This window comes from Pseudoalteromonas sp. SWN166, assembly GCF_015864485.1.
Classification (GTDB): Bacteria; Pseudomonadota; Gammaproteobacteria; order Enterobacterales; family Alteromonadaceae; genus Pseudoalteromonas.
This window is the reverse complement of the sequence record NZ_JADYXB010000018.1, coordinates 40848-64341: the sequence shown is the minus strand read 5'-3', so window position 1 is coordinate 64341 and position 23494 is coordinate 40848. Positions and strand designations below refer to the sequence as shown.

General features: G+C 40.1%; 18 protein-coding genes. 11 read left to right on the top strand and 7 right to left on the bottom strand.

Annotation, left to right across the window (positions count from 1 at the left end):
* Positions 1 to 138: 138 nt before the first annotated feature.
* The 3 genes from I6F49_RS12250 to I6F49_RS12240 all read left to right on the top strand — a co-directional run bounded on the left by I6F49_RS12250 (position 139) and on the right by I6F49_RS12240 (position 4872).
* Complete coding sequence (locus I6F49_RS12250; RefSeq protein WP_197180748.1) at positions 139 to 1950, top strand: glycoside hydrolase family 3 protein; 1812 nt, start codon at positions 139 to 141, stop codon at positions 1948 to 1950.
* Between the two features lies 1 nt (position 1951).
* Complete coding sequence (locus I6F49_RS12245; RefSeq protein ID WP_197180746.1) at positions 1952 to 2686, top strand: 5-oxoprolinase subunit PxpA; 735 nt, start codon at positions 1952 to 1954, stop codon at positions 2684 to 2686.
* A gap of 155 nt (positions 2687 to 2841) precedes the next feature.
* The gene (locus I6F49_RS12240) at positions 2842 to 4872 is read left to right on the top strand and encodes a S9 family peptidase (RefSeq protein WP_197180743.1); all 2031 of its coding nucleotides are present in this window, start codon (positions 2842 to 2844) and stop codon (positions 4870 to 4872) included.
* Between the two features lie 526 nt (positions 4873 to 5398).
* Here the strand turns inward: I6F49_RS12240 and I6F49_RS12235 are convergent.
* Positions 5399 to 7000: an isocitrate lyase gene (locus I6F49_RS12235; protein WP_197180740.1), complete on the bottom strand. Its 1602-nt coding sequence runs from the start codon at positions 6998 to 7000 to the stop codon at positions 5399 to 5401.
* 241 nt (positions 7001 to 7241) lie between these two features.
* Between I6F49_RS12235 and I6F49_RS12230 the strand changes: the two genes are divergently transcribed.
* Complete coding sequence (locus I6F49_RS12230) at positions 7242 to 9431, top strand: malate synthase G (protein ID WP_197180738.1); 2190 nt, start codon at positions 7242 to 7244, stop codon at positions 9429 to 9431.
* 200 nt (positions 9432 to 9631) lie between these two features.
* Here I6F49_RS12230 and I6F49_RS12225 read toward each other — a convergent pair whose 3' ends face one another.
* The 4 genes from I6F49_RS12225 to I6F49_RS12210 all read right to left on the bottom strand — a co-directional run bounded on the left by I6F49_RS12225 (position 9632) and on the right by I6F49_RS12210 (position 14369).
* The gene (locus I6F49_RS12225) at positions 9632 to 10357 is read right to left on the bottom strand and encodes a YebC/PmpR family DNA-binding transcriptional regulator (RefSeq protein ID WP_002959197.1); all 726 of its coding nucleotides are present in this window, start codon (positions 10355 to 10357) and stop codon (positions 9632 to 9634) included.
* Between the two features lie 133 nt (positions 10358 to 10490).
* Entirely contained in the window at positions 10491 to 11108 is a 618-nt protein-coding gene (locus tag I6F49_RS12220; protein WP_197180736.1) for an HAD family hydrolase, read from the bottom strand.
* A 319-nt stretch (positions 11109 to 11427) separates the two neighbouring features.
* Entirely contained in the window at positions 11428 to 11922 is a 495-nt protein-coding gene (locus tag I6F49_RS12215; RefSeq protein ID WP_166421452.1) for a DUF6702 family protein, read from the bottom strand.
* Entirely contained in the window at positions 11922 to 14369 is a 2448-nt protein-coding gene (locus tag I6F49_RS12210; RefSeq protein WP_197180734.1) for a M1 family metallopeptidase, read from the bottom strand. Before I6F49_RS12210 ends, I6F49_RS12215 begins: the two co-directional genes overlap by 1 nt.
* A 294-nt stretch (positions 14370 to 14663) precedes the next feature.
* Here I6F49_RS12210 and I6F49_RS12205 point away from each other — a divergent pair, with 294 nt between their 5' ends.
* The 5 genes from I6F49_RS12205 to I6F49_RS12185 all read left to right on the top strand — a co-directional run bounded on the left by I6F49_RS12205 (position 14664) and on the right by I6F49_RS12185 (position 20919).
* Complete coding sequence (locus tag I6F49_RS12205) at positions 14664 to 14900, top strand: hypothetical protein (RefSeq protein WP_166421454.1); 237 nt, start codon at positions 14664 to 14666, stop codon at positions 14898 to 14900.
* 134 nt (positions 14901 to 15034) lie between these two features.
* On the top strand, positions 15035 to 15271 hold the full coding sequence (locus tag I6F49_RS12200) for a hypothetical protein (protein ID WP_002959190.1): 237 nt from the start codon (positions 15035 to 15037) through the stop codon (positions 15269 to 15271).
* A 78-nt stretch (positions 15272 to 15349) separates the two neighbouring features.
* Positions 15350 to 16597: an exonuclease SbcCD subunit D C-terminal domain-containing protein gene (locus tag I6F49_RS12195; RefSeq protein WP_197180732.1), complete on the top strand. Its 1248-nt coding sequence runs from the start codon at positions 15350 to 15352 to the stop codon at positions 16595 to 16597.
* The gene (locus tag I6F49_RS12190; protein WP_197180730.1) at positions 16594 to 20244 is read left to right on the top strand and encodes an AAA family ATPase; all 3651 of its coding nucleotides are present in this window, start codon (positions 16594 to 16596) and stop codon (positions 20242 to 20244) included. Before I6F49_RS12195 ends, I6F49_RS12190 begins: the two co-directional genes overlap by 4 nt.
* An 18-nt stretch (positions 20245 to 20262) precedes the next feature.
* Positions 20263 to 20919 carry a class I SAM-dependent methyltransferase gene (locus I6F49_RS12185; RefSeq protein WP_165727912.1) on the top strand — a complete coding sequence of 219 codons (657 nt, stop codon included), beginning with the start codon at positions 20263 to 20265 and terminating at the stop codon, positions 20917 to 20919.
* A gap of 9 nt (positions 20920 to 20928) precedes the next feature.
* Here I6F49_RS12185 and I6F49_RS12180 read toward each other — a convergent pair whose 3' ends face one another.
* Both I6F49_RS12180 and I6F49_RS12175 read right to left on the bottom strand, forming a co-directional pair.
* Positions 20929 to 21099 carry a hypothetical protein gene (locus tag I6F49_RS12180; protein ID WP_165727911.1) on the bottom strand — a complete coding sequence of 57 codons (171 nt, stop codon included), beginning with the start codon at positions 21097 to 21099 and terminating at the stop codon, positions 20929 to 20931.
* 99 nt (positions 21100 to 21198) lie between these two features.
* A complete protein-coding gene (locus I6F49_RS12175; protein ID WP_165727910.1) occupies positions 21199 to 21804 on the bottom strand; it encodes a short chain dehydrogenase in 606 nt (201 codons plus the stop codon).
* Between the two features lie 151 nt (positions 21805 to 21955).
* Here I6F49_RS12175 and I6F49_RS12170 point away from each other — a divergent pair, with 151 nt between their 5' ends.
* Together I6F49_RS12170 and I6F49_RS12165 are read left to right on the top strand one after the other, a co-directional pair.
* Positions 21956 to 22837 carry a LysR family transcriptional regulator gene (locus I6F49_RS12170; protein WP_197180728.1) on the top strand — a complete coding sequence of 294 codons (882 nt, stop codon included), beginning with the start codon at positions 21956 to 21958 and terminating at the stop codon, positions 22835 to 22837.
* 127 nt (positions 22838 to 22964) lie between these two features.
* Positions 22965 to 23429: a hypothetical protein gene (locus tag I6F49_RS12165; RefSeq protein ID WP_197180726.1), complete on the top strand. Its 465-nt coding sequence runs from the start codon at positions 22965 to 22967 to the stop codon at positions 23427 to 23429.
* Positions 23430 to 23494: the final 65 nt, after the last annotated feature.

Here is a 23494-nt window from a genome sequence, read left to right as displayed (position 1 = left end):
GATTTTGCGGTTGTTTACAAAAGTAGTTAAGCTAAACAAATATTTGCATAACATAAGTACGACTAAACCTTTGCTTTGGAGAGCGTTTTGCTAAATAAGTATGCTGTATCGTCTATCGTTTTTTTATCTGGGTGTTTAATGCCATTACAATCTTCTTTCGCTAAATCAACACTTTCTCTTGAACAGCAGCTTGGTCAAAAGTTAATACTCGACTTTCGCTACTACTGTGAGCAAGGTGCGAGTAAACAATGCCGAACGCCAATGACTAGTTTGCCAAGTGAGTTAGCAAACATAGTGACAAAGTATAATATTGGTGGGGTTATTTTATTTTCAGAAAACACTCAATCAATAGAGCAAACCATTACGCTTAATAGCCAATTACAGTCGGCTGCAAGTAAGTCCAGTAGTAAGCTGCCTTTATTTATATCAATAGATCAAGAAGGTGGACGTGTAGCGCGTTTACCACGCGACGTTGCTACATCATTTACAGGTAATATGTCGATTGGTGCAACGTACAAAAAACACGGTACAAGCTTTGCCACAAAAACAGCAACAGTAATAGCTAAAGAGCTAAACTCGCTGGGTATCAATGTAAATTATGCGCCTACCGTTGATGTCAATATGAATCCCGATAACCCTGTTATTAACGTACGCTCATTTGGTGAAAACCCAGTACTCGTTAGTAAACTAGGCGCAGCTCAAGTTGCAGGGTTTGAAAACAACGGCGTTATTACTTCGTTAAAGCACTTTCCTGGGCATGGCGATACAAATGTAGATAGCCATACTGGGCTGCCTCAAGTAAACCATGCAAAAGAGGTTATTTACGAGCAAGACCTATCACCGTTTAAACACATTATCGCTAAGCAAAACCCTGGCATGATCATGACGGCGCATATTCAGTATCCAGCGCTCGATAGCACAACGTTTGTAAGTGTTAATGGCAAAACTATGATAAAACCGGCAACAATGTCGCGCGCAATCATTACTGATATTCTACGTGGAGAGCTTAATTACCAAGGTGTTGTAGTAACAGATGCGCTTGATATGGCTGGCATTAGTAACTTTTTTACACCAACTCAAGCGGTAATAAATACGTTTGCGGCTGGGGCTGACATTGCCCTAATGCCCGTTGAAATTAGAACACCCGATGACTTAAATAAGCTCGATGACCTTATTAAAGAGCTTGTTGCAGCGGTTAAATCAAAACAACTTGATGAGCAAGAAATCGCACAATCTGCGATGCGTATTACCTCTCTTAAAAATAAATTTAGATTAAGCACTAATTTTGACCCTATTACCGCGCTTACTGAAGCTAAGCAGGTTATTGGCAGTGCAGCACATCGTGAAATAGAAGCGCAACTTGCTGTAGAGGCAATAACGCAGGTTAAAAATAATAACAGTACTTTGCCGCTTAATTTAAAAGCAGGAAGTAATGTTCATATTATTATGCCCGACACGCGTAAATGTATGGCAATGGAGCAAGCAATTGAAGCTATCAGCCAGCAAAAACTAAACTATACCTGTAGTAGCCTACAAGGGTTTAACCCTGCACTCGCAAAAGCACAAATACATGCTGCTGATATAGTTATAGCCGGCAATGCAACGCCTAATCAAAGTGCGGTCGAAATTGGCGGTATGGATGATTTAAAAGACGACCCTAATTTTGCACTTAATAATGCAGAGCAACCAAAAGCACTTGAGTCATTATTAAATATGGCAAAAGAGGAAAATAAAAGCACTATTTTTATAAGCCTAAGAGCACCGTACGACATTGCTAAATTTGGTTATTATGCAAATGCTGTACTTGCATCTTACGCATATAATATTGATGTAGATAAAAACGATATTGTATCTGGGCCTGCTTTTACCGCCCTTGCAAAAGTATTACTTGGCGAAGCGCCTGCTAATGGCGTGCTGCCTGTTACTATAAAACCGCAAAAGGCGCACTAATATGAAACTTAATTGTGATTTAGGCGAAAGTTTTGGCGCGTGGAAAATGGGGCTAGACGATGATGTAATGCCACATATTGATATGGCTAACATTGCCTGTGGATTCCATGCAGGTGACGCCGACGTAATGGCAAATACGCTGCTACTTACCAAACAGCATAATGTACAAATTGGTGCTCACCCAAGTTACCCCGATAAGCAAGGCTTTGGTAGACGCTCAATGAATCTTAGCGAAAAAGAGCTTACACATTGTCTGCATTATCAAATAGCCGCTATTGAGGGGATGGCTAAAGTACAAGGTTTAACGCTTAGCTATGTTAAACCACATGGTGCACTTTATAACGACATGATGGCTAATGAGCAAATATTACAAACCGTTATAAATGCCATTGCCAACTACCCTACCGATTTAAAACTAATGGTTTTAGCAACTAAAAATGCCAAAAAGCATATTCAAATAGCTAAAAGTTCAGGAGTTGATCTAATACTAGAGGCCTTTGCTGATAGGCAATACACCGATGACGGGCATTTAGTATCACGAACGCTTGAAGGCAGCGTTCATAATAAAGAGGCATTATTAGAGCAAGTAACTCAGCTTTTATCCGATGGTAGTGTAACAACTCGCTCAGGAAAAAAACTAACGCTCAACGCATATAGCTTATGTGTACATGGCGATAACGCGGATGGCATAGCACTTATAAAAGATATAAAAGCCCTGTGTAATTCAGCCAATTAGGCTTTTCACACAACCTTAAATTATAAGCTGTAAACCCCCTTTACAGCTTTAACTCATAGAGTTTTACAAGAGCTTCACCGCATCTCCCTTTTAATCCCTGCTTAGCTAACATATAAATACATTTAGAATGATAAAAATCACAACAGGGATCATAAATGAAAAAACTTTTAGCTCTTAGTTTTGGTAGTAGCCTCGTTTTAGGGTGTAGCAATTTAGCCTACGCTGAAACAAATACACTGCAATTACAAGACGTATTCAATTTAGAGTACGCCAATCAAATAGATATAACCGAAGACGGTAAAACTGTTTATTTTGTGCGTAACCGCATGGATATAAAAACAGATCGTAAAGTGGGTAATATTTGGTCTGTTGATTACAAAACCAAACAAATGCAACCATTAACCTCTGGCGTGCATATGGATTATTCGCCAGTACTCTCTCCTGATGGTCAACGCCTTGCGTTTATATCAACCCGTGATGGCAGCAGCCAAATATATATTAAGTGGCTTAAAACAGGCGCTATGGCAAAAATTAGTAATCTAACCAATAGCCCGCGTGCAATTACGTGGAGCCCTGATTCTAGCCAATTAATATTTAGCATGTTTGTTCCAAGTGCTACTTCAGCGCCAGTAAGCTTACCGGGAAAACCTAAAGGGGCAACGTGGGCAGAACCAGCTAAATTTATTGACGATGTTTATTACCGTTCAGACGGTGGTGGTTATACACAAAAAGGTTTTAGCCAATTATTTGCTATAGATGCTAACGGGGGTAATGCTAAACAACTTACTCATGATGAGTTTGATAACGCAGGTGATGCTAGTTTTAGTAAAGATGGTAAATCGCTTTATTTTTCTGCGAACAGACACACAAACAACCAGCTAAAACCCACTAATAGTGAAGTTTATAAACTTGATTTGGCTTCGCAAAAAATAACAGAAATTACTAACCGAGAAGGCCCTGACGAGCAACCTAAAATCTCTCCCGATGGTCGTTACTTAGCGTACACAGGTTATGATGATAAACGCACTAATTACGAAAATACTCAGCTTTACATTCGTGATTTAAAATCTGGGGATACAGTTAGCTTAACGCCAAATTTTGACCGTAGCGTAGGGCAAATTAAATGGAGTGCAAACTCAAAAGGGGTTTACTTTAGTTACGCAGATAAAGGCCAAACTACCCTCGCCTATCAACCACGCAGCGGTAAGCGCAAAGTAATAACAACTCAAATTGGCAGCGTTGCATTTGGCCGCCCTTATTCTGGTGGTGACTTTGATGTAAGCGAAGATGGCGAAGTAGCTTTTACCCTTGCCGATACTCAGCGCCCTGCTGACATAGCAACCATTAAACGCGGTAAAGCGCAGCGTTTAACTACCCTTAATAATGATGCGCTGGCTGATAAAGCTTTGGCTAAAGTGGAAGAAATTTGGATTAAATCAAGCCACGATGAGCTACCAATTCAAGGTTGGATTGCTTACCCACCAGGTTTTGATAGCAGTAAAAAGTATCCGCTAATACTAGAAATACACGGCGGCCCTGTCGCTAATTACGGTCCGCACTTTAGCGCTGAAATTCAACTGTTTGCAGCAAAGGGAAATATCGTCTTATACATGAATCCACGCGGCAGTGATTCATATGGTAAAGAGTTTGCACAAACCATTCATCATAATTACCCAAGTAACGACTTTGACGACTTAATGGCGGGAGTTGATGCGCTAATAGCGAAGGGCTTTATTGATGAGTCTAAGTTGTTTGTAACTGGAGGCTCTGGCGGCGGCGTATTAACAGCGTGGATTGTAGGTCATACCGATCGCTTTGCTGCTGCGGTGGTTGCTAAACCTGTTATTAATTGGATCAGCTTTGTACTAACTGCTGACTTTTATCCATTTTTTGCTGATTACTGGTTTCCGGGTAAACCATGGGATTATATTGAGCATTACATGAAACGCTCACCTATTAGTTACGTTGGTAATGTAACCACACCAACCATGCTGCTTACTGGAGAATCTGACTACCGTACACCAATATCAGAAACTGAGCAGTTTTATCAAGCATTAAAACTACAAGGCGTTGATACTGCAATGGTGCGAATTCCTAATGCATCGCATGGTATTACAACCCGCCCATCAAACTTAATGACCAAAGTTGCCTATATTCAATGGTGGTTTGATAAGCACACGAAATAAACTCTGGATAATAAATTTATAGCTCAAATAAAAGCCACTTTAAATAAGTGGCTTTTGTATTCACTGCTGTAGTATTCAAACTGTAAACCCCCTTTACACTTCTGTGACAATTAAATATCGGACTTAGCTAAAACCTCAGTTAGTAAAATTTCGGTTTATAGGATTTTTTGTAACTTGAGTTGGTAAAAAATCGGTTTGAGTCACTGTTTATACCCTCTCAGTTAGTAAAATTTTGTTTTATAGCAACGAGAAGTTAGTAAAAAATCGGTTTATAAATTCCATTCGTTTGTCTATTAAAGCAAAAATCAGTCACTTATCCGCTTTTTTTAGTTGTTGTAAACGCTATTTACAGCAAAATCACCTAAAAAAGGTCATTTTATGAAAGGTTAGTTAAACTCTGATCTGTAAATTTACTCAGGTAGTTAAATAGTGATCCAACATGATTTAGTTAGTTAAAATCTGATCTAAAAATTAAAACAATAAAAAAGGGCCTATTGGCCCTTGAGTAACACTATCTAGTTAGGAATTAAAATTGGTTCATGGTGTTATCTTCACCACCGGCTTTAAGCGCGTTATCACCAGAGAAATATTCTTTGTGTGTATCGCCCATGTTAGAACCCGCTAAATCTTGGTGCTTAACAGATGCTTGTTCACGGCGAATCTCTTGGCGTTGTACATCACGTACGTACGCCAGCATACCCATGTCGCCAAAATATCCTTCCGATAAAATATCAGTGCTTAGCGCAGTTGTATGGTACGTAGGCAGAGTAATTAAGTGATGGAAAATACCCGCTTCACGTGCGCCATCGCGTTGGAAGTTTTGTACTAGTAAATCGGCTGCTTGCGCAAGCTCTGTTGCATCCATTTCTGGAGCCATTAAGCCTTTGTTGTCGCCAAGGCTTGGGTAAGCACTTAAGTCACGGCCAGCTTCTTGCCACTCTTGGTACACTTGCTCACGGAACTTAAGCGTCCAGTTAAACGAAGGCGAGTTGTTGTATACCAGTTTTGCATTTGGCACGTGTTCTTTAACACGATTTACCAGCTCAGCGATTTGTTTAACATGTGGTTTTTCTGTTTCAATCCACAGTAAATCAGCGCCCGACTGCAAGCTCGTAATACAATCTAGAACTACGCGGTCTTTTTCAGTGCCTTCGCGGAATTGAAATAAACCGTTATCTAGGCGAGTTGGTTTACATAACTGGCCATTAATTTTCATTGCTGTGTCGCCTTCATTTAAGTCATCAACACCGTTAATTGGCGTAGTTTCTAAAAATGCGTTGTACTGGCTTGCTAAGTCACCAGGAGTTTGCGACACAGGTACCTTTTGAGTAAGGCTGGCACCTAGTGAGTCGGTACGTGCCACAATAATACCGTTATCAATACCGAGTTCTAAAAAGGCGTAACGTACTGCATTAATTTTTGCTAAAAAGTCTTCGTGCGGTACGGTAACTTTACCCGCTTGGTGACCACATTGTTTAGCGTCAGATACTTGGTTTTCTATTTGAATGGCACACGCACCGGCTTCAATCATTTTTTTAGCGAGTAAATAAGTTGCTTCTTCGTTACCAAAGCCTGCATCAATATCAGCAATAATTGGCACAACATGGGTTTCAAAGTTGTCTATTTTGTCAATAACCGCTTGAACGTCACCGCCATTCGCTTTTGCTGCATCTAGGTCATTAAATAAGTGGTCTAGTTCACGTGCATCAGCTTGCTTTAAAAATGTGTAAATTTCTTCAATTAATGCAGGAACCGACGTTTTTTCGTGCATGCTTTGATCTGGCAGCGGGCCAAATGCAGAGCGAAGCGCTGCAACCATCCAGCCACTTAAGTACACATAGCTGCGTTTAGTTGTTTTTTGGTGGCGCTTAATAGCCATCATCATTTGTTGGGCAGTAAAACCATGCCAACACCCCAAAGACTGTGTGTACTGGCTTGTGTCTGCGTCATATGCAGCCATATCTTCACGCATTACGTCTGCTGTGTATTGCGCAATTTCAATCCCAGTACGAAAGCGGTTTTGTAAACGCATACGGCTTGCGTATTCAGGGTTAATAGCTTTCCATGGGCTGCCTTGAGATTGGCAAAGAGTAGAAAGAGTGTCTGTTTCGCGTTGATATGTTGTCATAATAAAATCCTTCGAACGAGTGTGTAAATTATTTAAATGTTGTGAGAGTGGCTAGGAGTGTGTGCTCCGTTTCGCTTGATTCAACATTAGGCTCATTTTTTAGATTTAGTAAATTTATAGTTATTATTGCGGCTATACATTTTGTGAATGGCTAAAAAGCACTCAATATTGCTTTTTTGAGTTATTGTTGCCTTAACGCACAAGCACACAACAACATCGCGACCGTTTAAGGAAGGCAATTATGTCCCACACTCTCACACATTCAGGACTCAGCGTAGACACACAACTTGCTGATTTCGTTAAAAACCAATTACTCCCTGGCACGCATTTAAGTGAACAGCAGTTTTGGCAAAACTTTGCACATATAGTGCAAACACTTACCCCTACAAATAAAGCGCTGCTTGAAAAGCGAGAACTGCTTCAAAAGCAAATAGATGACTATCATCTTGCTAACAAAACGTGGGATAGCGCTAGGTATTACGCCTTTTTGCAAGATATTGGTTATTTAGTAAAAGAGCCTGCCAACTTTAAGATTGAAACTCAAAATGTAGAACCCGAGGTAGCGCTTACAGCAGGGCCTCAGTTGGTTGTGCCTGTAAGTAACGCACGCTTTGCACTTAATGCCGCTAACGCACGTTGGGGTTCGTTATACGACGCTTTATACGGCACTGATGTGTTAAGCGAAGACGATGGCGCCGAAAAAGGCACTACATACAACCCAGTACGTGGTTTTAAAGTAATGGCTTACGCTCGTCAGTTTTTAGATAAAGCATTGCCACTTAAAAACGGCTCACACATAGAGAGTACTAACTATTCGGTGGTTGATGGCGCACTTTTAATTACGTTGCGTGACAGTTCTCAAACCACATTATCCAATCCATCTCAGCTTATTGGCTATCAAGGTGAAGCGCAAAATCCTACTGTAGTGTTATTAAAAAACAATGACTTACACATAGAACTCCATATCGATCACCACCACCTTATTGGTCAAGCTGATAAAGCTGGCTTAAAAGATGTGGTATTAGAAGCGGCACTCACAACCATTATGGATTGTGAAGATTCAGTAGCTGCAGTAGATGCAGAGGATAAAGTACAGGTTTATAAAAATTGGCTTGGTTTGATGCAAGGTAACCTTGTTGAATCGTTTAAAAAAGGCGATAAAACCGTAGAGCGTACCCTACAAAGTGATAAAATATACACCGCACTTGATGGCGGCACAGTTACTTTAAAAGGCCGCAGCATGATGTTTGTTAGAAACGTTGGCCATTTAATGACGAATCCTGCTATTACCGACGTGTACAATCAACCGGTATTTGAAGGTATTATGGATGCGATGTTTACTGCCACCGCTGCCCTGCACGACTTAAACAAAAAAACAGGTATAAAAAATACCAGCGCGCAAAGTATCAATATAGTAAAACCGAAAATGCACGGCCCTGAAGAAGTGACGTTTACTAACACTTTATTTAGCTTAGTAGAGGAAGCGTTAAGCTTACCTAAAAACACCCTTAAAATGGGTATTATGGATGAAGAACGCCGTACATCTGTAAACCTAAAAGCCTGTATTCATGCAGCTAAAGAGCGTGTGGTATTTATTAACACCGGATTTTTAGATAGAACCGGCGATGAAATTCATACCTCTATGCAAGCGGGTGTTGTACTACCAAAAGCACAGATTAAACAGCAACCATGGATAAGCGCATATGAGGATCGCAACGTCGATATTGGCCTTGCTTGTGGCTTAAGTCATAAAGCACAAATTGGTAAAGGCATGTGGCCAATGCCAGATAAAATGGCATTAATGATGGAGCAAAAACTAGCGCATCCTAAATCAGGCGCTAATACAGCATGGGTGCCCTCCCCTACAGCCGCTACCCTGCATGCAATGCATTATCACGATGTAAACGTATTTACTGAGCAGCAAAGTATAGCTAAACGCACTATTGCAAGCCTTAATGACCTGCTTACACCGCCATTAATGGCAGACCCTAAAACGCTTTCAAAAGAAGATATTCAAAGTGAGCTTGAAAACAATGCACAAGGTATTTTAGGTTACGTTGTACGTTGGATTGATCAGGGCGTAGGCTGCTCTAAAGTACCCGACATTAACCACATTGGATTAATGGAAGACAGAGCAACACTGCGTATTTCAAGCCAGCATATGGCTAATTGGTTGCTAAATGGCGTGTGCTCAAAGGCGCAAATAGAATCAACAATGGCTAAAATGGCCAAAGTGGTTGATGGTCAAAACGAACACGACACTGCGTATACACCCATGGCAACAAACGAAGAAACCCTTACTAACAGCATTGCCTATCAAGCTGCACTTGCATTAGTTCTAGAGGGCGTAACACAACCTAGTGGTTACACTGAACCACTACTACACAGCTACCGTATAAAGTACAAAGCGCAAAAAACGAATACGCTTTAACCGCTTAACTAACGTTCAAATTAAGTACTAAACCAGCTTTTAAGCTGGTTTTTTATCGCCTAAAATTAGAATAACAGCACTTTTAAGGCATTTTAAAGGTATATAGATAATACACATGAATATCTAACATTTATTCAAACGTAAAAAAGCGCGTTTTGCTTACACAAAACACGCTTTTTAAAGCTTTTAGCGAATTAAATCTAATTTTTTACAATAGCATTGTGATAAATATTTTGTACATCGTCACAATCTTCAAGCATATTTATAAACTTATCAAAGTTAGCAATAACTTCTTCGTCTTCAATTTCAATATTAACTTGAGGAATAAACGTAATTTCGTCTACTTCAAAGTTAATGCCTTCAAATGCGTCTTCAAGGGCCGTTTTAGCTTTAAAGTATTCTGTTGGCGGTGCAAATACCGATATTTTACCGTCCTCGGCTTCAACATCACTCACATCTACATCAGCCATCATTAGCGCTTCTAGCACAACTTCGTCGTCATCGCCTGCAAAGCCAAGTACCGCATAATGATCAAACATATGTGCTACACAGCCAGGAGTACCAATTTTTGAGTCTGTTTTAGTAAACGGTAAGCGTACATCTTTAATAGTACGGTTTGGATTGTCAGTTAAACAGTCAACAATAACCATGCAGTTACCAGGGCCATAGCCTTCATAACGGGCAACAGAGTAATCTTCTCCTGCGCCACCGGCTGCTTTTTCAATTGCTTTTTCGATAACGTGCGCCGGAACCTGGTCTTTTTTAGCTTTTTCGATTAGACGGCGTAGTGTTTGATTTACTTCGGGATCGGGATCGCCACTTTTTGCTGCAACGTAAATCTCTTTACCATACTTTGAGTTTACTTTTGTTTTTGCATTGGCTGTTTTGATCATAGAACTTTGACGAACTACAAATGCTCTGCCCATTTTGTGCCCCTAATGAATACGTTACGTTTTGCGGTATTTTACCAATTCAAAACGTATTGGGCTAGGAACAAACGTTATTTTGTAATTTAAATAACGTAGCACTTATTCTTAAATAAATTTAATAGTACGCTATTTAACATAACTCTATTTTTTTAGAGTAACTCTCAACCAATGTCACTAATTCAATAAAGTCATGTAAAACGTAATCAGCTTGGTCTGCATAGGCTGGCGTTGACTCTGGAGCATATAAACATGCTCGCATGTTTGCATTATGCGCAGCTTGAATATCGTAAAGGTAATCGCCTACATAAAGTAAATTTCTGGCGTTAATGTTCCAAAGTGTAGCAATGGCATTTAAAGCGCTGGGATCGGGTTTTGCTGGGGCATCGCTTCGCGTTAAAACTGTGCTGATAGGGAGTGGATTATTTTGTAATTTAATTGCCGCTGCTTTATCAAAATTTCGAGTAACAATTGCCATGGGGATATTTTTGGCTTTTAAAGCATGAATAGCTTCACTCACGCCGGGTAAAATAGTGGCATGTTGAGCGTCTATTAATTCGTGTTGGTGAACTATATTCATTGCCTCTTCACGCATATACGGTGAGGGAAACTGAGCAATATAATCAAGTAAATCTTGCTCGCAAGGGCAACCTATTTGGGCCTTAATTAATGCAAAATCTAATTCTGATGAAACCAATGTCCCATCTAAATCAAAAATTACTCCAAAAATAGCCTCAACCTGAGTAGTCATATCATTCCCTGAATTTAGTTATTACTAAATGAAATTTAAACATAAAATTCTCTACTGCTTATGCCCTAGGCCGGTAAATACAAAGGGATAAATGAAACTAACTATATTTAAATATTAATACGCACCATTATCAATCTATTGATAATAAAGTAATTTAAGTGCCTGATATATCATGCGCAAAAAAAGGTAAATATACAAATTGAACTACCAATTTTTACGTAAATTTACAAATAACAGATCAAATATGAACGCAGTTTAAACGTATGAAGAAAACGCGCACATAAACTGCTGTGCGCGTCGGTTGGGGAAGTTTTAACTATTAATTTTGCTCAAAGCGGGCTTCGAGCCAAGTATCATCTTGGGTAAAGTTTAGGGTTTTAATCTTACCTTTGCCCTCAACGTTTACCATATTTACCTGAGATGGCCATAAATCACGAAGTGCGCCATTACTCATTTTAATTCCTTCAATGTTTTCAGGAATTGGTGCTTCTTGGTAAACCCAAAAAAACTTACCATCAACTTGTGCCCCTACAAAGCTAAGCGCTAAAGGCTCACCACTTAGTGTTTGTAGAGCAACATGCGATTCAACATACTTAGCAAAACGAAGCTGATCGGCTTTATTATTAATAATATCGATTTTGCCTTTAAATAGTGTACCTACGGCATGTTCGGTATCGTGTAAATAAAAGCGATGCATTAATTCAACATTATGCGTACGTTTATTAAAAAGCACGGTTGTAACTGACGACTTTAGTTGATGCGCCATACTTGGCGCAGCAACTAAAAGGCAAACAATAATAAGCAAAAAGCGCATTATTGCTGCTCCTCACCGTCATCCTTTTCGTCTTTTTTATCATCAGTTTTAAGTTCAGTTTTAATATCTTGCATGATATCGCGACTCACCTTAGCTTTACTCTTTTCCTTTTTGTACACTTCTATACGTGAAGGAATAATACGACGAGGGTAGTTATTATTCTCTACATCTACGTCAGCTGTTTCCCAGCCTGGATCAACAGTTACTGATACAAGCGGCTTGTTTTTATCGGTAACAATTAGCTTTTGAACATTTTTATAATTACGACGCCAAATTTCAGCAGGAATATAACGCTCTTCTTTAGTACCATCTTCATACGTTAGTTCTAATAAAATAGGCATTACCAAACCACCTAGGTTTGAAAATTCCATAACGTAGTAGTTTTTATCTTCACTTACTGCACGGTCAAGCGTTTTACGCTCCCACGGCTCTAAGCCTTTTAAAAACTTATTGTACGAGTTACGTTCTTTATTGGTTACAGTAAAGCGGTCGTTTTCGTCATAAAAGTCGGTAACATCAGTATTTTGCTCAACCCATGTTTTTTTACCTTCTGCACGGTTACGCTCAACAAATAATGACGTAGGCTTGTCTGCTTCAATGTCGCGTAAACGGTTGTAGTCAATATCAGGGTTTTTAGTGTCTAAACGTAGTTGATATACTTTATCTAACGAGATATCTACATGATCTGTGGTGTAAAACCAACCGCGCCAAAACCAATCTAAATCAACACCAGAAGCTTCTTCCATGGTACGGAAAAAATCAGCTGGGGTAGGGCGCTTGTATTTCCAGCGCTGAGCATACTCTTTAAATGCAAAGTCGAATAAGTCACGACCTAAAATTACTTCACGTAAAATATTAAGTGCGGCTGCAGGTTTAGTATACGCATTAGGCCCTAAGCGTAATACGCTGTCTGACTGAGTCATAACAGGTACTTGGTTTTCAGACTTCATGTAGCTTACGATATCGCGAGGCTCAACACCCCAAGGAATAGTTGGATCCCATTCACGACCAGCAACCCCATCTAAAAAGCTATTTAAGCCTTCATCCATCCACGTCCATTGGCGTTCATCTGAGTTAACAATCATTGGGAAGTAAAAATGTCCCACTTCATGAATAACTACGCCAAGTAAAAAGCGCTTTTCAGCTTGAGAATAAGTACGTGTACCATCATCTTGCAACTTAGTACGCGGACCGTTAAAGGTAATCATTGGGTATTCCATACCGCCAACAGGGCCATTTACTGATTGAGCTGTTGGGTATGGGTAGTCAAAAGAATACTTAGAGTACACTTCCATTGTGTGTACTACCGCTTCAGTTGAGTACTTCTCCCATAAGTCGCCACCTTCTTTAGGGAAAAACGACATTGCCATAACTAAAGGTTGAACATCGCCACCTTGCTGATAGCCTTTTGCATCCCACATAAATTTACGAGACGACGCCCAAGCAAAGTCACGTACGTTTTCTGCTTTAAAGTGCCATGTTTTAGTTTTGTCAGTGCCTTCTTTTTCGTTTTCTAGCGCTTCTTCTGCGTTAACAATAAACACAGGGCGTTTAGATGTTTCAGCTTGCTTTAAACGTTTACGTTGAGTACTTGTAAGTACTTTGCTCGCATTATCAAGCTTACCAGTAGCCGATACAATGTGATCCGCAGGAACGGTAATCTCTACATCGTAGTCACCAAACTCAAGCGTAAATTCACCAGAACCTAAAAATGGTTTGTTTGTCCATGCTTCGTAATCGGTATAAGCCGCTAAACGAGGAAACCACTGTGCAATTAAGAATATGTCGTTGCCGTCTTCTTCAAAGTGCTCGTAACCAGAACGTGCACCCACTGCATCTTCTTCAACAATGTTGAAGGCAAAGTTCATGCTAAATTCGACTTCTTTACCTGGTTTTAATGGCTCGTTTAAATCGATGCGCATTAGGGTATCAACTACCGTTACACGTAGTTCTTTACCGTCGTCATCTTTAACGCCACTAATTGTATAACCCAGTTCGTTGTCGCTCATAAACTGTTGACGACGTAGCTCGCCTAAACTTAATTTAGCGGGCTTTTGAGCTGGTAAGCTTTCTAAAGTGCTTTTAAACGTTTTCGTTGTTTCGGCAATTGAGTCACTTTTAAAAATATTTTGATCTAACTGCAACCATAAATATTTAAGCGTATGTGGAGAGTTATTTTTGTATTCGATGTTTTGGCTACCCGTAATACGGTGCTTTTTTTCATCTAGCTTTACATCAATATCGTAATTAACTTGTTGCTGCCAGTATTTTTCACCCGGTTCGCCAGCGGCACTACGATAAACGTTTGGAGTTGGCAGCGCTTCGTCTAATTGACGAAATTTATCAACAAAAGAACCTTTTGTTTGCTCAACCGAAGACGCCATAGCTGCACTCGATATTGCCAATGGCAACACTAAAGCACTTAGCGTAAGACCTATTTTTTTCATTGTTAGTCCTAATATAATTTTGTGAGCGTACTTTGACAAAAATATCGGCAAGCTTCAATAAATTAGCGACCAAATACCGTATTTTTAGGGTGATGTTCACTTCGTTTTTTAGGTTAAAAAGTACAATTAATTTGTAACAAAATACGAATGGATAAAAACTGTAAAGGGGGTTTACAAACAGCAATTCGATTTAAAGTGTCAAAACAGGAACAAGCCCTTGAATTTAGGGTTTTCAGGCCTAATTCATAGTAATAGCTTAAATTAAAAGTAAGTCGCAATTTGTAGGGGCACGATATGAAATTTTACATTGTAAAAAAAGATCATCAGCTCGAAGCAATTCCTGCTAAAAAAGCATTACTTGAGCGCTATCAAGCAAACCATTACTCCTATGTAAATGTGGTATCGGGTTGTAATAAGCAAGATGCGCTTAAACGCCTATCTACTGAGCAAAAACACAGTAAAAAGTGGCTATTAATTGGCGCAAATATTGCTGTGTTTTCAGTAATATTAACTATTTGTACGATAAATTAAAAATAGTGCATTTTTAGGTTGATCTTTAGTGCCGTTTATATTTAAAATCGCCAACCTTTTTATTTGAGGCAAATAAATTCGTCACATTTATCCTCAAATTAATATCGATTACTAGCAAGAAATGCGGTGGGCTTATGGATTTTTATATCCTAAAAAAACAACAAGAACTAATTGCGATTCCAGCAAGTGAGAATAACTGTAAGCAGTATCTCGATTCGGGTTATTTTTATATCGATAAAGTAGCAGCGTGCAACGAAACTAATGCACTAAAGGCGCTACACGCAAAACAAACTAAAACGTTAAAAATCCCATTATTAATGGCACTTTTAGCATTGCCGGTTGTTTTTTCAGCGTGGTACAGTTTAACCTAAAGTAATGCGGGTCTTAGGCTTGCATCTTTAACTGCCTTGGGTATATTGGCGCTCTTACGGTTTTATTAAGAGCGCGACATGAAAGTCCTCCACACCTCAGATTGGCACCTTGGCCAACAATTTTACGAACACGATCGCCGTGTTGAACATCAAGCTTTTTTTACCTGGCTATTAGCCACTCTTGTTGATCAACAAATAGACTTACTTTTAGTTGCTGGCGACATTTATCATACAGCGACTCCAAGTGCTAGCGCCGAAAATCAGCTTTATCAATTTATTAAAGATGCCAAAAAAGCATGCCCACTATTACATGTAGTGATTATTGCGGGTAACCACGACTCTGCAAATCGTATTTTGGCAGCTCAGCCATTACTAGCCCAGTTTGATACTCACGTAATAGGGCGCTTTGATGTCGCAACACCCGATGAAACTGTTATTACCATAAATACTAATGGTAAACGCGCTGTAATCGTCGCTATGCCATTTTTACGCGCAAGCGATGTAAGTTCACTTAGCCAAACTGAAAACGGCTCTAGCTATGCACAAGGCGTTGCAAAAGCTTACGAACTTGCACTAGATCAAGCTGTTAATATAAATGAGCAAAACTCACCATTAATAGTTATGGGGCACTTACACGCTAAAGGCGGAGATATATCAAGTGATTCTGAGCGTAACTTAGTAATAGGCGGCGAAGAGTCTATTTCAGCTAATGTATTTGGTAAACAAGCTAACTATGTTGCCCTTGGGCATTTACACAAAGCGCAACAAGTTGCTAAAAGCGATGTTATTCGCTACAGCGGCACACCCATTCCAATGTCGTTTTCAGAGCGTAACTACACCCACCAAATAAATATTGTTGAGTTTATTACTGATGAAAAACAACACATTAGTACAATTGTAAACCCCCTTTACATTCCACGCTCTGCCGATGTAATTGTTTTACCAAAAGGGGAGTGCGTACCATTAAGTGAACTGTGCGAGCAAATTAAAGCACTCGACACATCACAAAATACAGTAGCGCCTTATTTACGTGTAAAGCTTAAATCAAGCGATACCGACACCACCTTCAGAGAACAAATAGAACAAGCACTTGAAGGTAAGCATATTAAATTTTGTGGTATTGAACGTGTACGTGAGCAATTAGCTAACAATGACGACAACACCGTATTTGAAGATTTAAGCGAAGTTGAAATGCTCAACCCATTAAACCTATTAGAACAAGCATTCGCAAACGATAAAGACATGGCAGGGCAAAGCGTACCCGATGAGCTAAAAGCACTTTTAAGTGATGTAATAAACGAGCTTACGGAGCAAGAACAACTATGAAAATAACCGCAGTTCGTATTCATAACTTAGCCTCAATTGTTGACGCTGAAATAGACTTTACTAAAGCCCCATTAAAAGACGCGGGTTTATTTGCCATTACAGGCGATACCGGCGCAGGTAAAAGTACCTTTTTAGATGCGATATGTTTGGCGCTTTATACAAAAACAGCACGGCTACGTGGCGATAAAGGTAATTTAATAGAGTTTAACGGCGACAGCATTAAGCTAAATGATGCGCGAAACTTACTGCGCAGAGGTACATGGGAAGGCTACGCCGAGGTTGACTTTTTAGGGCAAGATAAACAGCTTTATCGTGCGCGCTATACAATTTCACGCACCCATAAAAAAGTAACAGGCAAACTTAAAGTAGCAGAGCACACTTTAGTAACCCTACCAGACGAAACCCTAATAGCAGACAAAAGCCACACAATAAAAGAAGTCGAGAGTAAAATAGGGCTTAACTTTGAGCAGTTCTCCCGTGCCGTACTTTTAGCGCAACATGAGTTTGCTGCGTTTTTAAAAGCCACTGGCGATGAGCGAGCGCAACTTTTAGAGTGCTTAACAGGCACCGATAAGTTTAGCCGTATTGGCGTGCGTATTTTTGAACGCCATAAAGAGCAAGTAGCAAAGCTTGAAGCGCTTAAAGCAGGCCTTGAAAGCTATACCTTATTAACACCAGAAGAACTTGAGCTACAACAAACCAAGTTAGCGGATTTAAAAACGCAAACCGAACACGCTAAACAAGAGCTGACCAAAACCGAAAAAGCACTTAGCTGGTATCAGCAAGCAACAGTGCTTGAGCAAAACTTACTCCAAGCACAGCAAACGCAGCAACAAGCAAGTTCAGCGCTTGAAAGTATCGTTGAGCAAAGCGAGCAAGCTAAACAAGCCAAACAGGCGCTTGAAATAAAAGACAACCGCAGCCGCTTTACTGTTTTAACAGATCAAAATACGGCGCAAAATGAGCAAATTACAACGCTTAAAAGTGTTGACCATTTAGCGGTAATTAATGAGTGTAATACCGCGCTTACTAAACACACCGAGCAGCTTAATAACGCAAATGAGCAAAAACAAAATGCAGCGCCCGTTATCGCTAAAGCGCGCGAGCTCGACAGCAACATTGCTTTGCAAAGCCAAAGTATAAAAGGTACTGAGTCACAAATAGCTAAAGAGCAAACGCAGCTAGATGAGCTCAATCAGCAGTTAAAGCAAAGCAGTAAAGAGTTAGAACTCGCTAATACCGACTCTACAAAAAGCCAGCAATGGCTTAATGAGCATGAGCAGCTGCATGTTTTAGCAAAAGATTGGAGTTATTATAAGCAAAGCTTTACTACCTACTTAAGTGCACAGCAGCAATTAGCCGCAAACGTTACGCAAAGCCAAACTCTTAATAGCGAGCTTGCAAGTCAGAACGAGCTTTTAAATACACAAAATAATAAAGTGCAGCAGTGCGAGGCGTTACTTAATAATGATCAATCGGCATTACAGGTATTAAATAACCAGCTGACTGAGTTTAATGCAGAGCATTGTGATGTACAGCTAAAAAGTATTGATTACTTAAAAGAGCAGCGCGAGCGTTACGGGCAATTTAATGCAGAGCTAAAACAAAGCACGCAACGCCAACAAGTACTTAATCAGCAATTAAATGAAAGCCAGCAAGCTCACGCTTTACTTAACCAAAATTTAATAACCAGTGAGCAAGCGCTTAAAAGCACCGAGTACGCACTTAATCAAGCGCGTTTAAGAGCCAGCGAAAACGTAGAGCATTTACGCACTGAGCTTCGCCCTAATGAGCCTTGCTTAGTATGCGGCGCCACTGAGCACCCGTACGCGGTAAATCAAAATCAGCAATTAAATAACTTAATTACTGATTTTGAAAATGCTTTTAATACCGCCAAAAAGCAATTTGAGCATGCACAAAACGAGCTGCATAAACATCAAACTCAAGATGCCGTATTAACCGCAGAGCAAAAACAACTTGAGCAAATAATACAAACAGCAAAAGCTAAACAGCTCGACATTAAAAATACCATGCAAGGCGCACGTAACGAGCTTAACGACTTAACACCTGATCAGCTTGAAGTCACTTATAAGCAGTTAACGGAGCAAAAAGCGCAGTATTTTGAGCAACAAAAACGCCAGCGTACACTGCAAACCAAAGTAAATGAGCTACAAGCAGCACTTAAAGCAGAGCAGCAAGTACAGCAGCAGCTTAGCAATAAACAGCTTGAGCTTACACATCAGCAAAACCAAATAACGAGCAAGCATAGCGAACTAAGTGCGCAAATTAACGAGCTGGATACAACGCTTAATAGTCAATTTGAAAACAGTGATTTTTGGCGACAACTACAAGCCAGTACGCTTGAGCTTACCCAGTTGCACGAGCAGGTTACGCAGTACCAGCACACTCAAACGCAACTTGAGCAAAGCCAAAAACGTCAAGACACAGCTAATGAGCAAATAAAACAACTTACCCCGCTTATATGTAACAACGAACAATCGTTAAAAGCACTCAACGAAGAGCTCATAAAAGCTAAAGCGCTATTAAGCACTGTGCAAACTGAGCGCTTAGCATTATTTAATAACGAGCAAATAAGCGCAGACGACTACCAAGCAAAACTTGTCAGCGAGCAAGAGCAAAAGCAATTGCTGGTTCAAGCATGTCAAAAAGCACATGACGATGCTATTAAGCAGCGAGACGAGCACGCTATAACGCTTAAAAATGCAGAACTACGCTTACTTGAAAACAGCCAAGAGCTAGCAACGCTTGAGGCACGTTATAACGAGTGGTTTAGCGACTTTAAAGCGCAATTTAGCAATGCAACGCACGAACAGGTCAAAATTTTACTAACGCTTAGTAGCGAGACTATTAAAGCGCATTTAACTCAGCACGAACAGTTAACTCAAGCGCTAACAGATGCAAACGCCGCATTAAAACAGCAGCAACTTACGCTTGAAAAACACAACAGTAGCGATAAACCAACGCAAAGTGCAGAGGCTTTAAATACCCAATTAAGTAGCTTAAACGAGCAACAAACGCAGCTGCAAAGTTCATTACTGGCAACCAATACCGCTATTGAGCAACACAACCAAAACGCAAAAGCGCTTGAAGGTAAGCAAGCTGAGTTAACTACGCTTAAAACGCAGGTTGAGCAGTGGCACTTGCTTAATAAAGTACTAGGTGATGCAACGGGTAAAACCATGCGTAACTTAGCGCAAACGCAAACGTTAAAAATATTACTGCACTATGCCAACAGCCATTTAAAAACACTCAACAAACGCTACGAATTAACGGCAATAGCACAAACGCTCGACATTGCGATTATTGACCGCGACATGGCCGACGAGCAACGATCTGTTAATACGCTCTCGGGCGGGGAGTCATTTTTAGTATCACTTGCGCTTGCACTTGGTTTAGCATCGCTTTCGTCAAACAAAGTACAAATCAATTCTTTGTTTATTGACGAAGGGTTTGGTACGTTAGACAGCGAAACCCTCAGCATTGCAATGGACGCACTTGATTCATTACAAGCACAAGGTAGAAAAGTAGGCGTTATATCGCACGTAACACAAATGAGCGAGCGCGTAGCCACTCAAGTGCATGTAGCCAAAAAGCCAGGTGGATATTCCACAGTTGAAGTTATATAGCTATTAGGGAGTTTAAAAATGCCAACATTTACAGGCGAACAAGCAACACAATACGATAGCCGCATTACTCGTTTAGTCCCAGGTTATGAGTTATTACACCAACTAACTAACGCACAGCTACAAGCAACGCTAAGCGACAATGCACATGTTTTAGTAGTAGGGGCAGGCACAGGTAAAGAAGTGCTCGCACTGGCTGCATTAAACCCAACATGGCAATTTACCGCGCAAGATACATCAGCCGATATGCTAGCAATTGCAAAGCAGCAATTTGACGAGCAGGGCATAACTAGCCGCGTAACGATTCACAATGGTCCTGTTGATAAATTATCAGTTAAAGCTGATGCCATTTTATGTTTATTAGTCATGCATTTTGTACAAGACAATGGCGATAAAAAGCAGCTATTAAAAGCAATTAAGGGCAATCTTAAAAAAGATGCACTCCTTTATATTGCTGATTTAATGCGCCCCGAAACGACGTTTGAGCGCGAAGCCCAACTTACGACATGTGCGCAATTAGGTTTAACCGAAACCGGTAAAACACAAATGGGACACGACCTAGAAAATGAGTTTTACCCACTCGATAGAATGCGTTTTAGCGAACTGCTAAACGAGTGCAAATTTGGTATTCCAAAGCTGTATTTTAAAGCGCTAGGTTTTAGTGGGTATGTAGTTTAATTTATCGATCTATTTAGAAGAATGTGGCTTACACCACTGAACTGTGTGCTTATGGCGCGGTATTGTTTTACATTCTTTATTAGAGTCGGCACCTGGCTCGCTAGCATATTGCGAGCTTGGGGCTACGTTGGCACAACCTGCAGCCAATAATATAGCAAATACGGGTATTAACTTTTTCATTTCATCACCTATTAAAATATGTTTTAAAGCGCTTTGCAGTTACTGTAAATACAAAGCGCTTATTAGTTTGCTAGCATCTCTCACCAATATGGCGGGTAGTTATGCATCTACAAAAATAACTTCGCCAGTAATAAAGCCATCAACCGAGCGCTCAAACGCTTTACCTACAAGCTTGCCTGGTACTGGTTGAAAACCTGGCATCATCTCGCCGTATACGTCCCATGCTTCTTCAAGTACGGTAGGGTTAACCACATTAATACGTGTGCCACGTGGCATTTCAAGTGATACGCATTTTGCAAACGTATCTATTGCGCCGCTAGTTGTTGCATCAGCAATCGCAAACGGAATAGGTTTAACGTTTAAAATACCGCTAATTAGCGTAAATGAACCGCTATCGGCAATGTACTTTTGACCAATGCGTACAAGGTTAATTTGCCCCATCATTTTGCTCATAATAGTGCTCATCCACTGGGCTTCGCTCATATCTGCAAACGTTTCGTACTCACATAAACCTACGGTATTAACTACGGCATCAAAATGGCCTACTTTTTCATACAGCTCAGTAATTGATTGCTCGCTGGTAATATCAACAATATGATCCACATCGCCCGAACGACCCGCTGTAATTACTTTATGCTTAGATAAACCGGTTAATGCCGCTTGACCCATTTTTCCTAGTGCGCCTATTAATATTACTGTTTTCATTGTTTGCTCCAATCATTTGTTCACTTTAGTGTGTAGGAGCATAGTAAGGGAGTATTTTAACAATTAGAAACAACCCTTTTATGTAAGAGATACAAGATAATTTGGTTATGTGATAAGTTAAATATTATTACTAAATAACACTGGCAGCAGTATGAGCAAGTTAGACCGATTAGATATAAAACAATTGCGTATTTTCCAAGCGCTCATTCGCGAGAAGAACGCCTCAAAAGCAGCAAGTAAATTGGGCTTAACCCAACAAGCAGTGAGTGAGCAACTAAAAAAGTTACGCGATGTGTTTGACGACCAGCTGTTTTTGAGAAAAACCACTGGCTTTGTGCCTACACCTTATGCAGAGGAGTTGTCGGTAGACATAGACAAACTCCTAAACGACTTTCAGGCATTATTAGCACCTAAAATATTTGACCCAAAAACAGTTAATGATGAGTTTGTAATAGCCGCTACCGACTACGCACAGCAAGTCGTTTTGCCAGCATTGGTTAAAGTACTCCGGGCACAAGCGCCAAATTTAAAGCTTATAATAAGAGACTTCGAGATAGACAGCCTGCACGATTTAATGGAAAACGGCAAAGTAAACCTTGCTATTGCATTTCCTGACTATATCCCAAGTACTTATCCCATTATTAAATTGTTTGAAGAGCAACATATTTGTGTTACCTCGCCGAATTCATCAATAGCAGGAACTAAGCCAAGCCTTGCTGAAATCGCCAGTTATCCAAGTATTATTGCCTCGCCTTCGCGTCCAAATTTTAAAGGGTCTATTGACGATTGGTTTAAAAGCTTTGATTTAACACGTAACGTAGTGGTGTCGGCACCGTGTTTTTCTATTGTGCCGATGTACCTAGAAACAACCGACTCTATTGCATTTTTACCCTCACGCGCAGTAAGCTCAGAGCTAGTAAAAATAGAGCTGCAACAGTTACCAGCCCCGTTTGACGTAATAGCCGCATGGCATCCGCGCTACAGTAAAAACCCGCTTCATAAATGGGTAGTATCGAAGCTGATTGTTGAGTGAAAAAGTGTGTGTTTAATTTCACTACACACGCTTACAACTTCTGACAGATACAAACAATGTCCTCACATATTTTTTATGCTCTGATACTTATTATTTCCCTATTAAAATGATTAAAAGGGAAATCAGCATGAAAAAGTATCTTATAGTGGTATTACTCCTCTCGGGTTGCGCATCACAAGGTGTTGACCGTAACAATCAAAATCAAATAATTAAACGCTATTACGCCTCGGTAGAATCAATGCAACCTGTAACGCTTTCATCAGAAGTAGACACAGGCATAGCAGCAGGCGCTGGATTTGGCTTTGTAGATAATTTAGATGGTAACACCCAAGAAATGGTAGGCGGAGCAATAATCGGTGGGTTAGTCGGAGGACTATTTACCGCATTATTTGAAGGCGGTAACGATGCGTATCAATATAATTTATACGCTGCAAACGAAGGCGAGTTTACGGTTATTCTAAAACAAAAACTCAATAAAAATACACTATGCGTAGTGGTAAATGCAGGAAGTAAAATTAAGCTTGAGCCCGTAGATAAACAATACTGCGTAAATAGTCCAAATGTGCACAAAAAAGCTGATGTTGCTCTATAGCAATATCAGCTTTTGTATTTTTGTAGGTCGGTTAAGCGAAGCGCCACCCGACGAGCTAATATCAA

Bases quoted from the DNA above. Each gene is read 5' to 3' on its own strand.
- I6F49_RS12250 (WP_197180748.1), top strand. From the start codon at position 139: ATGCCATTACAATCTTCTTTCGCTAAATCAACACTTTCTCTTGAACAG.
- I6F49_RS12245 (WP_197180746.1), top strand. From the start codon at position 1,952: ATGAAACTTAATTGTGATTTAGGCGAAAGTTTTGGCGCGTGGAAAATG.
- I6F49_RS12240 (WP_197180743.1), top strand. From the start codon at position 2,842: ATGAAAAAACTTTTAGCTCTTAGTTTTGGTAGTAGCCTCGTTTTAGGG.
- I6F49_RS12235 (WP_197180740.1), bottom strand. From the start codon at position 7,000: ATGACAACATATCAACGCGAAACAGACACTCTTTCTACTCTTTGCCAA.
- I6F49_RS12230 (WP_197180738.1), top strand. From the start codon at position 7,242: ATGTCCCACACTCTCACACATTCAGGACTCAGCGTAGACACACAACTT.
- I6F49_RS12225 (WP_002959197.1), bottom strand. From the start codon at position 10,357: ATGGGCAGAGCATTTGTAGTTCGTCAAAGTTCTATGATCAAAACAGCC.
- I6F49_RS12220 (WP_197180736.1), bottom strand. From the start codon at position 11,108: ATGACTACTCAGGTTGAGGCTATTTTTGGAGTAATTTTTGATTTAGAT.
- I6F49_RS12215 (WP_166421452.1), bottom strand. From the start codon at position 11,922: ATGCGCTTTTTGCTTATTATTGTTTGCCTTTTAGTTGCTGCGCCAAGT.
- I6F49_RS12210 (WP_197180734.1), bottom strand. From the start codon at position 14,369: ATGAAAAAAATAGGTCTTACGCTAAGTGCTTTAGTGTTGCCATTGGCA.
- I6F49_RS12205 (WP_166421454.1), top strand. From the start codon at position 14,664: ATGAAATTTTACATTGTAAAAAAAGATCATCAGCTCGAAGCAATTCCT.
- I6F49_RS12200 (WP_002959190.1), top strand. From the start codon at position 15,035: ATGGATTTTTATATCCTAAAAAAACAACAAGAACTAATTGCGATTCCA.
- I6F49_RS12195 (WP_197180732.1), top strand. From the start codon at position 15,350: ATGAAAGTCCTCCACACCTCAGATTGGCACCTTGGCCAACAATTTTAC.
- I6F49_RS12190 (WP_197180730.1), top strand. From the start codon at position 16,594: ATGAAAATAACCGCAGTTCGTATTCATAACTTAGCCTCAATTGTTGAC.
- I6F49_RS12185 (WP_165727912.1), top strand. From the start codon at position 20,263: ATGCCAACATTTACAGGCGAACAAGCAACACAATACGATAGCCGCATT.
- I6F49_RS12180 (WP_165727911.1), bottom strand. From the start codon at position 21,099: ATGAAAAAGTTAATACCCGTATTTGCTATATTATTGGCTGCAGGTTGT.
- I6F49_RS12175 (WP_165727910.1), bottom strand. From the start codon at position 21,804: ATGAAAACAGTAATATTAATAGGCGCACTAGGAAAAATGGGTCAAGCG.
- I6F49_RS12170 (WP_197180728.1), top strand. From the start codon at position 21,956: ATGAGCAAGTTAGACCGATTAGATATAAAACAATTGCGTATTTTCCAA.
- I6F49_RS12165 (WP_197180726.1), top strand. From the start codon at position 22,965: ATGAAAAAGTATCTTATAGTGGTATTACTCCTCTCGGGTTGCGCATCA.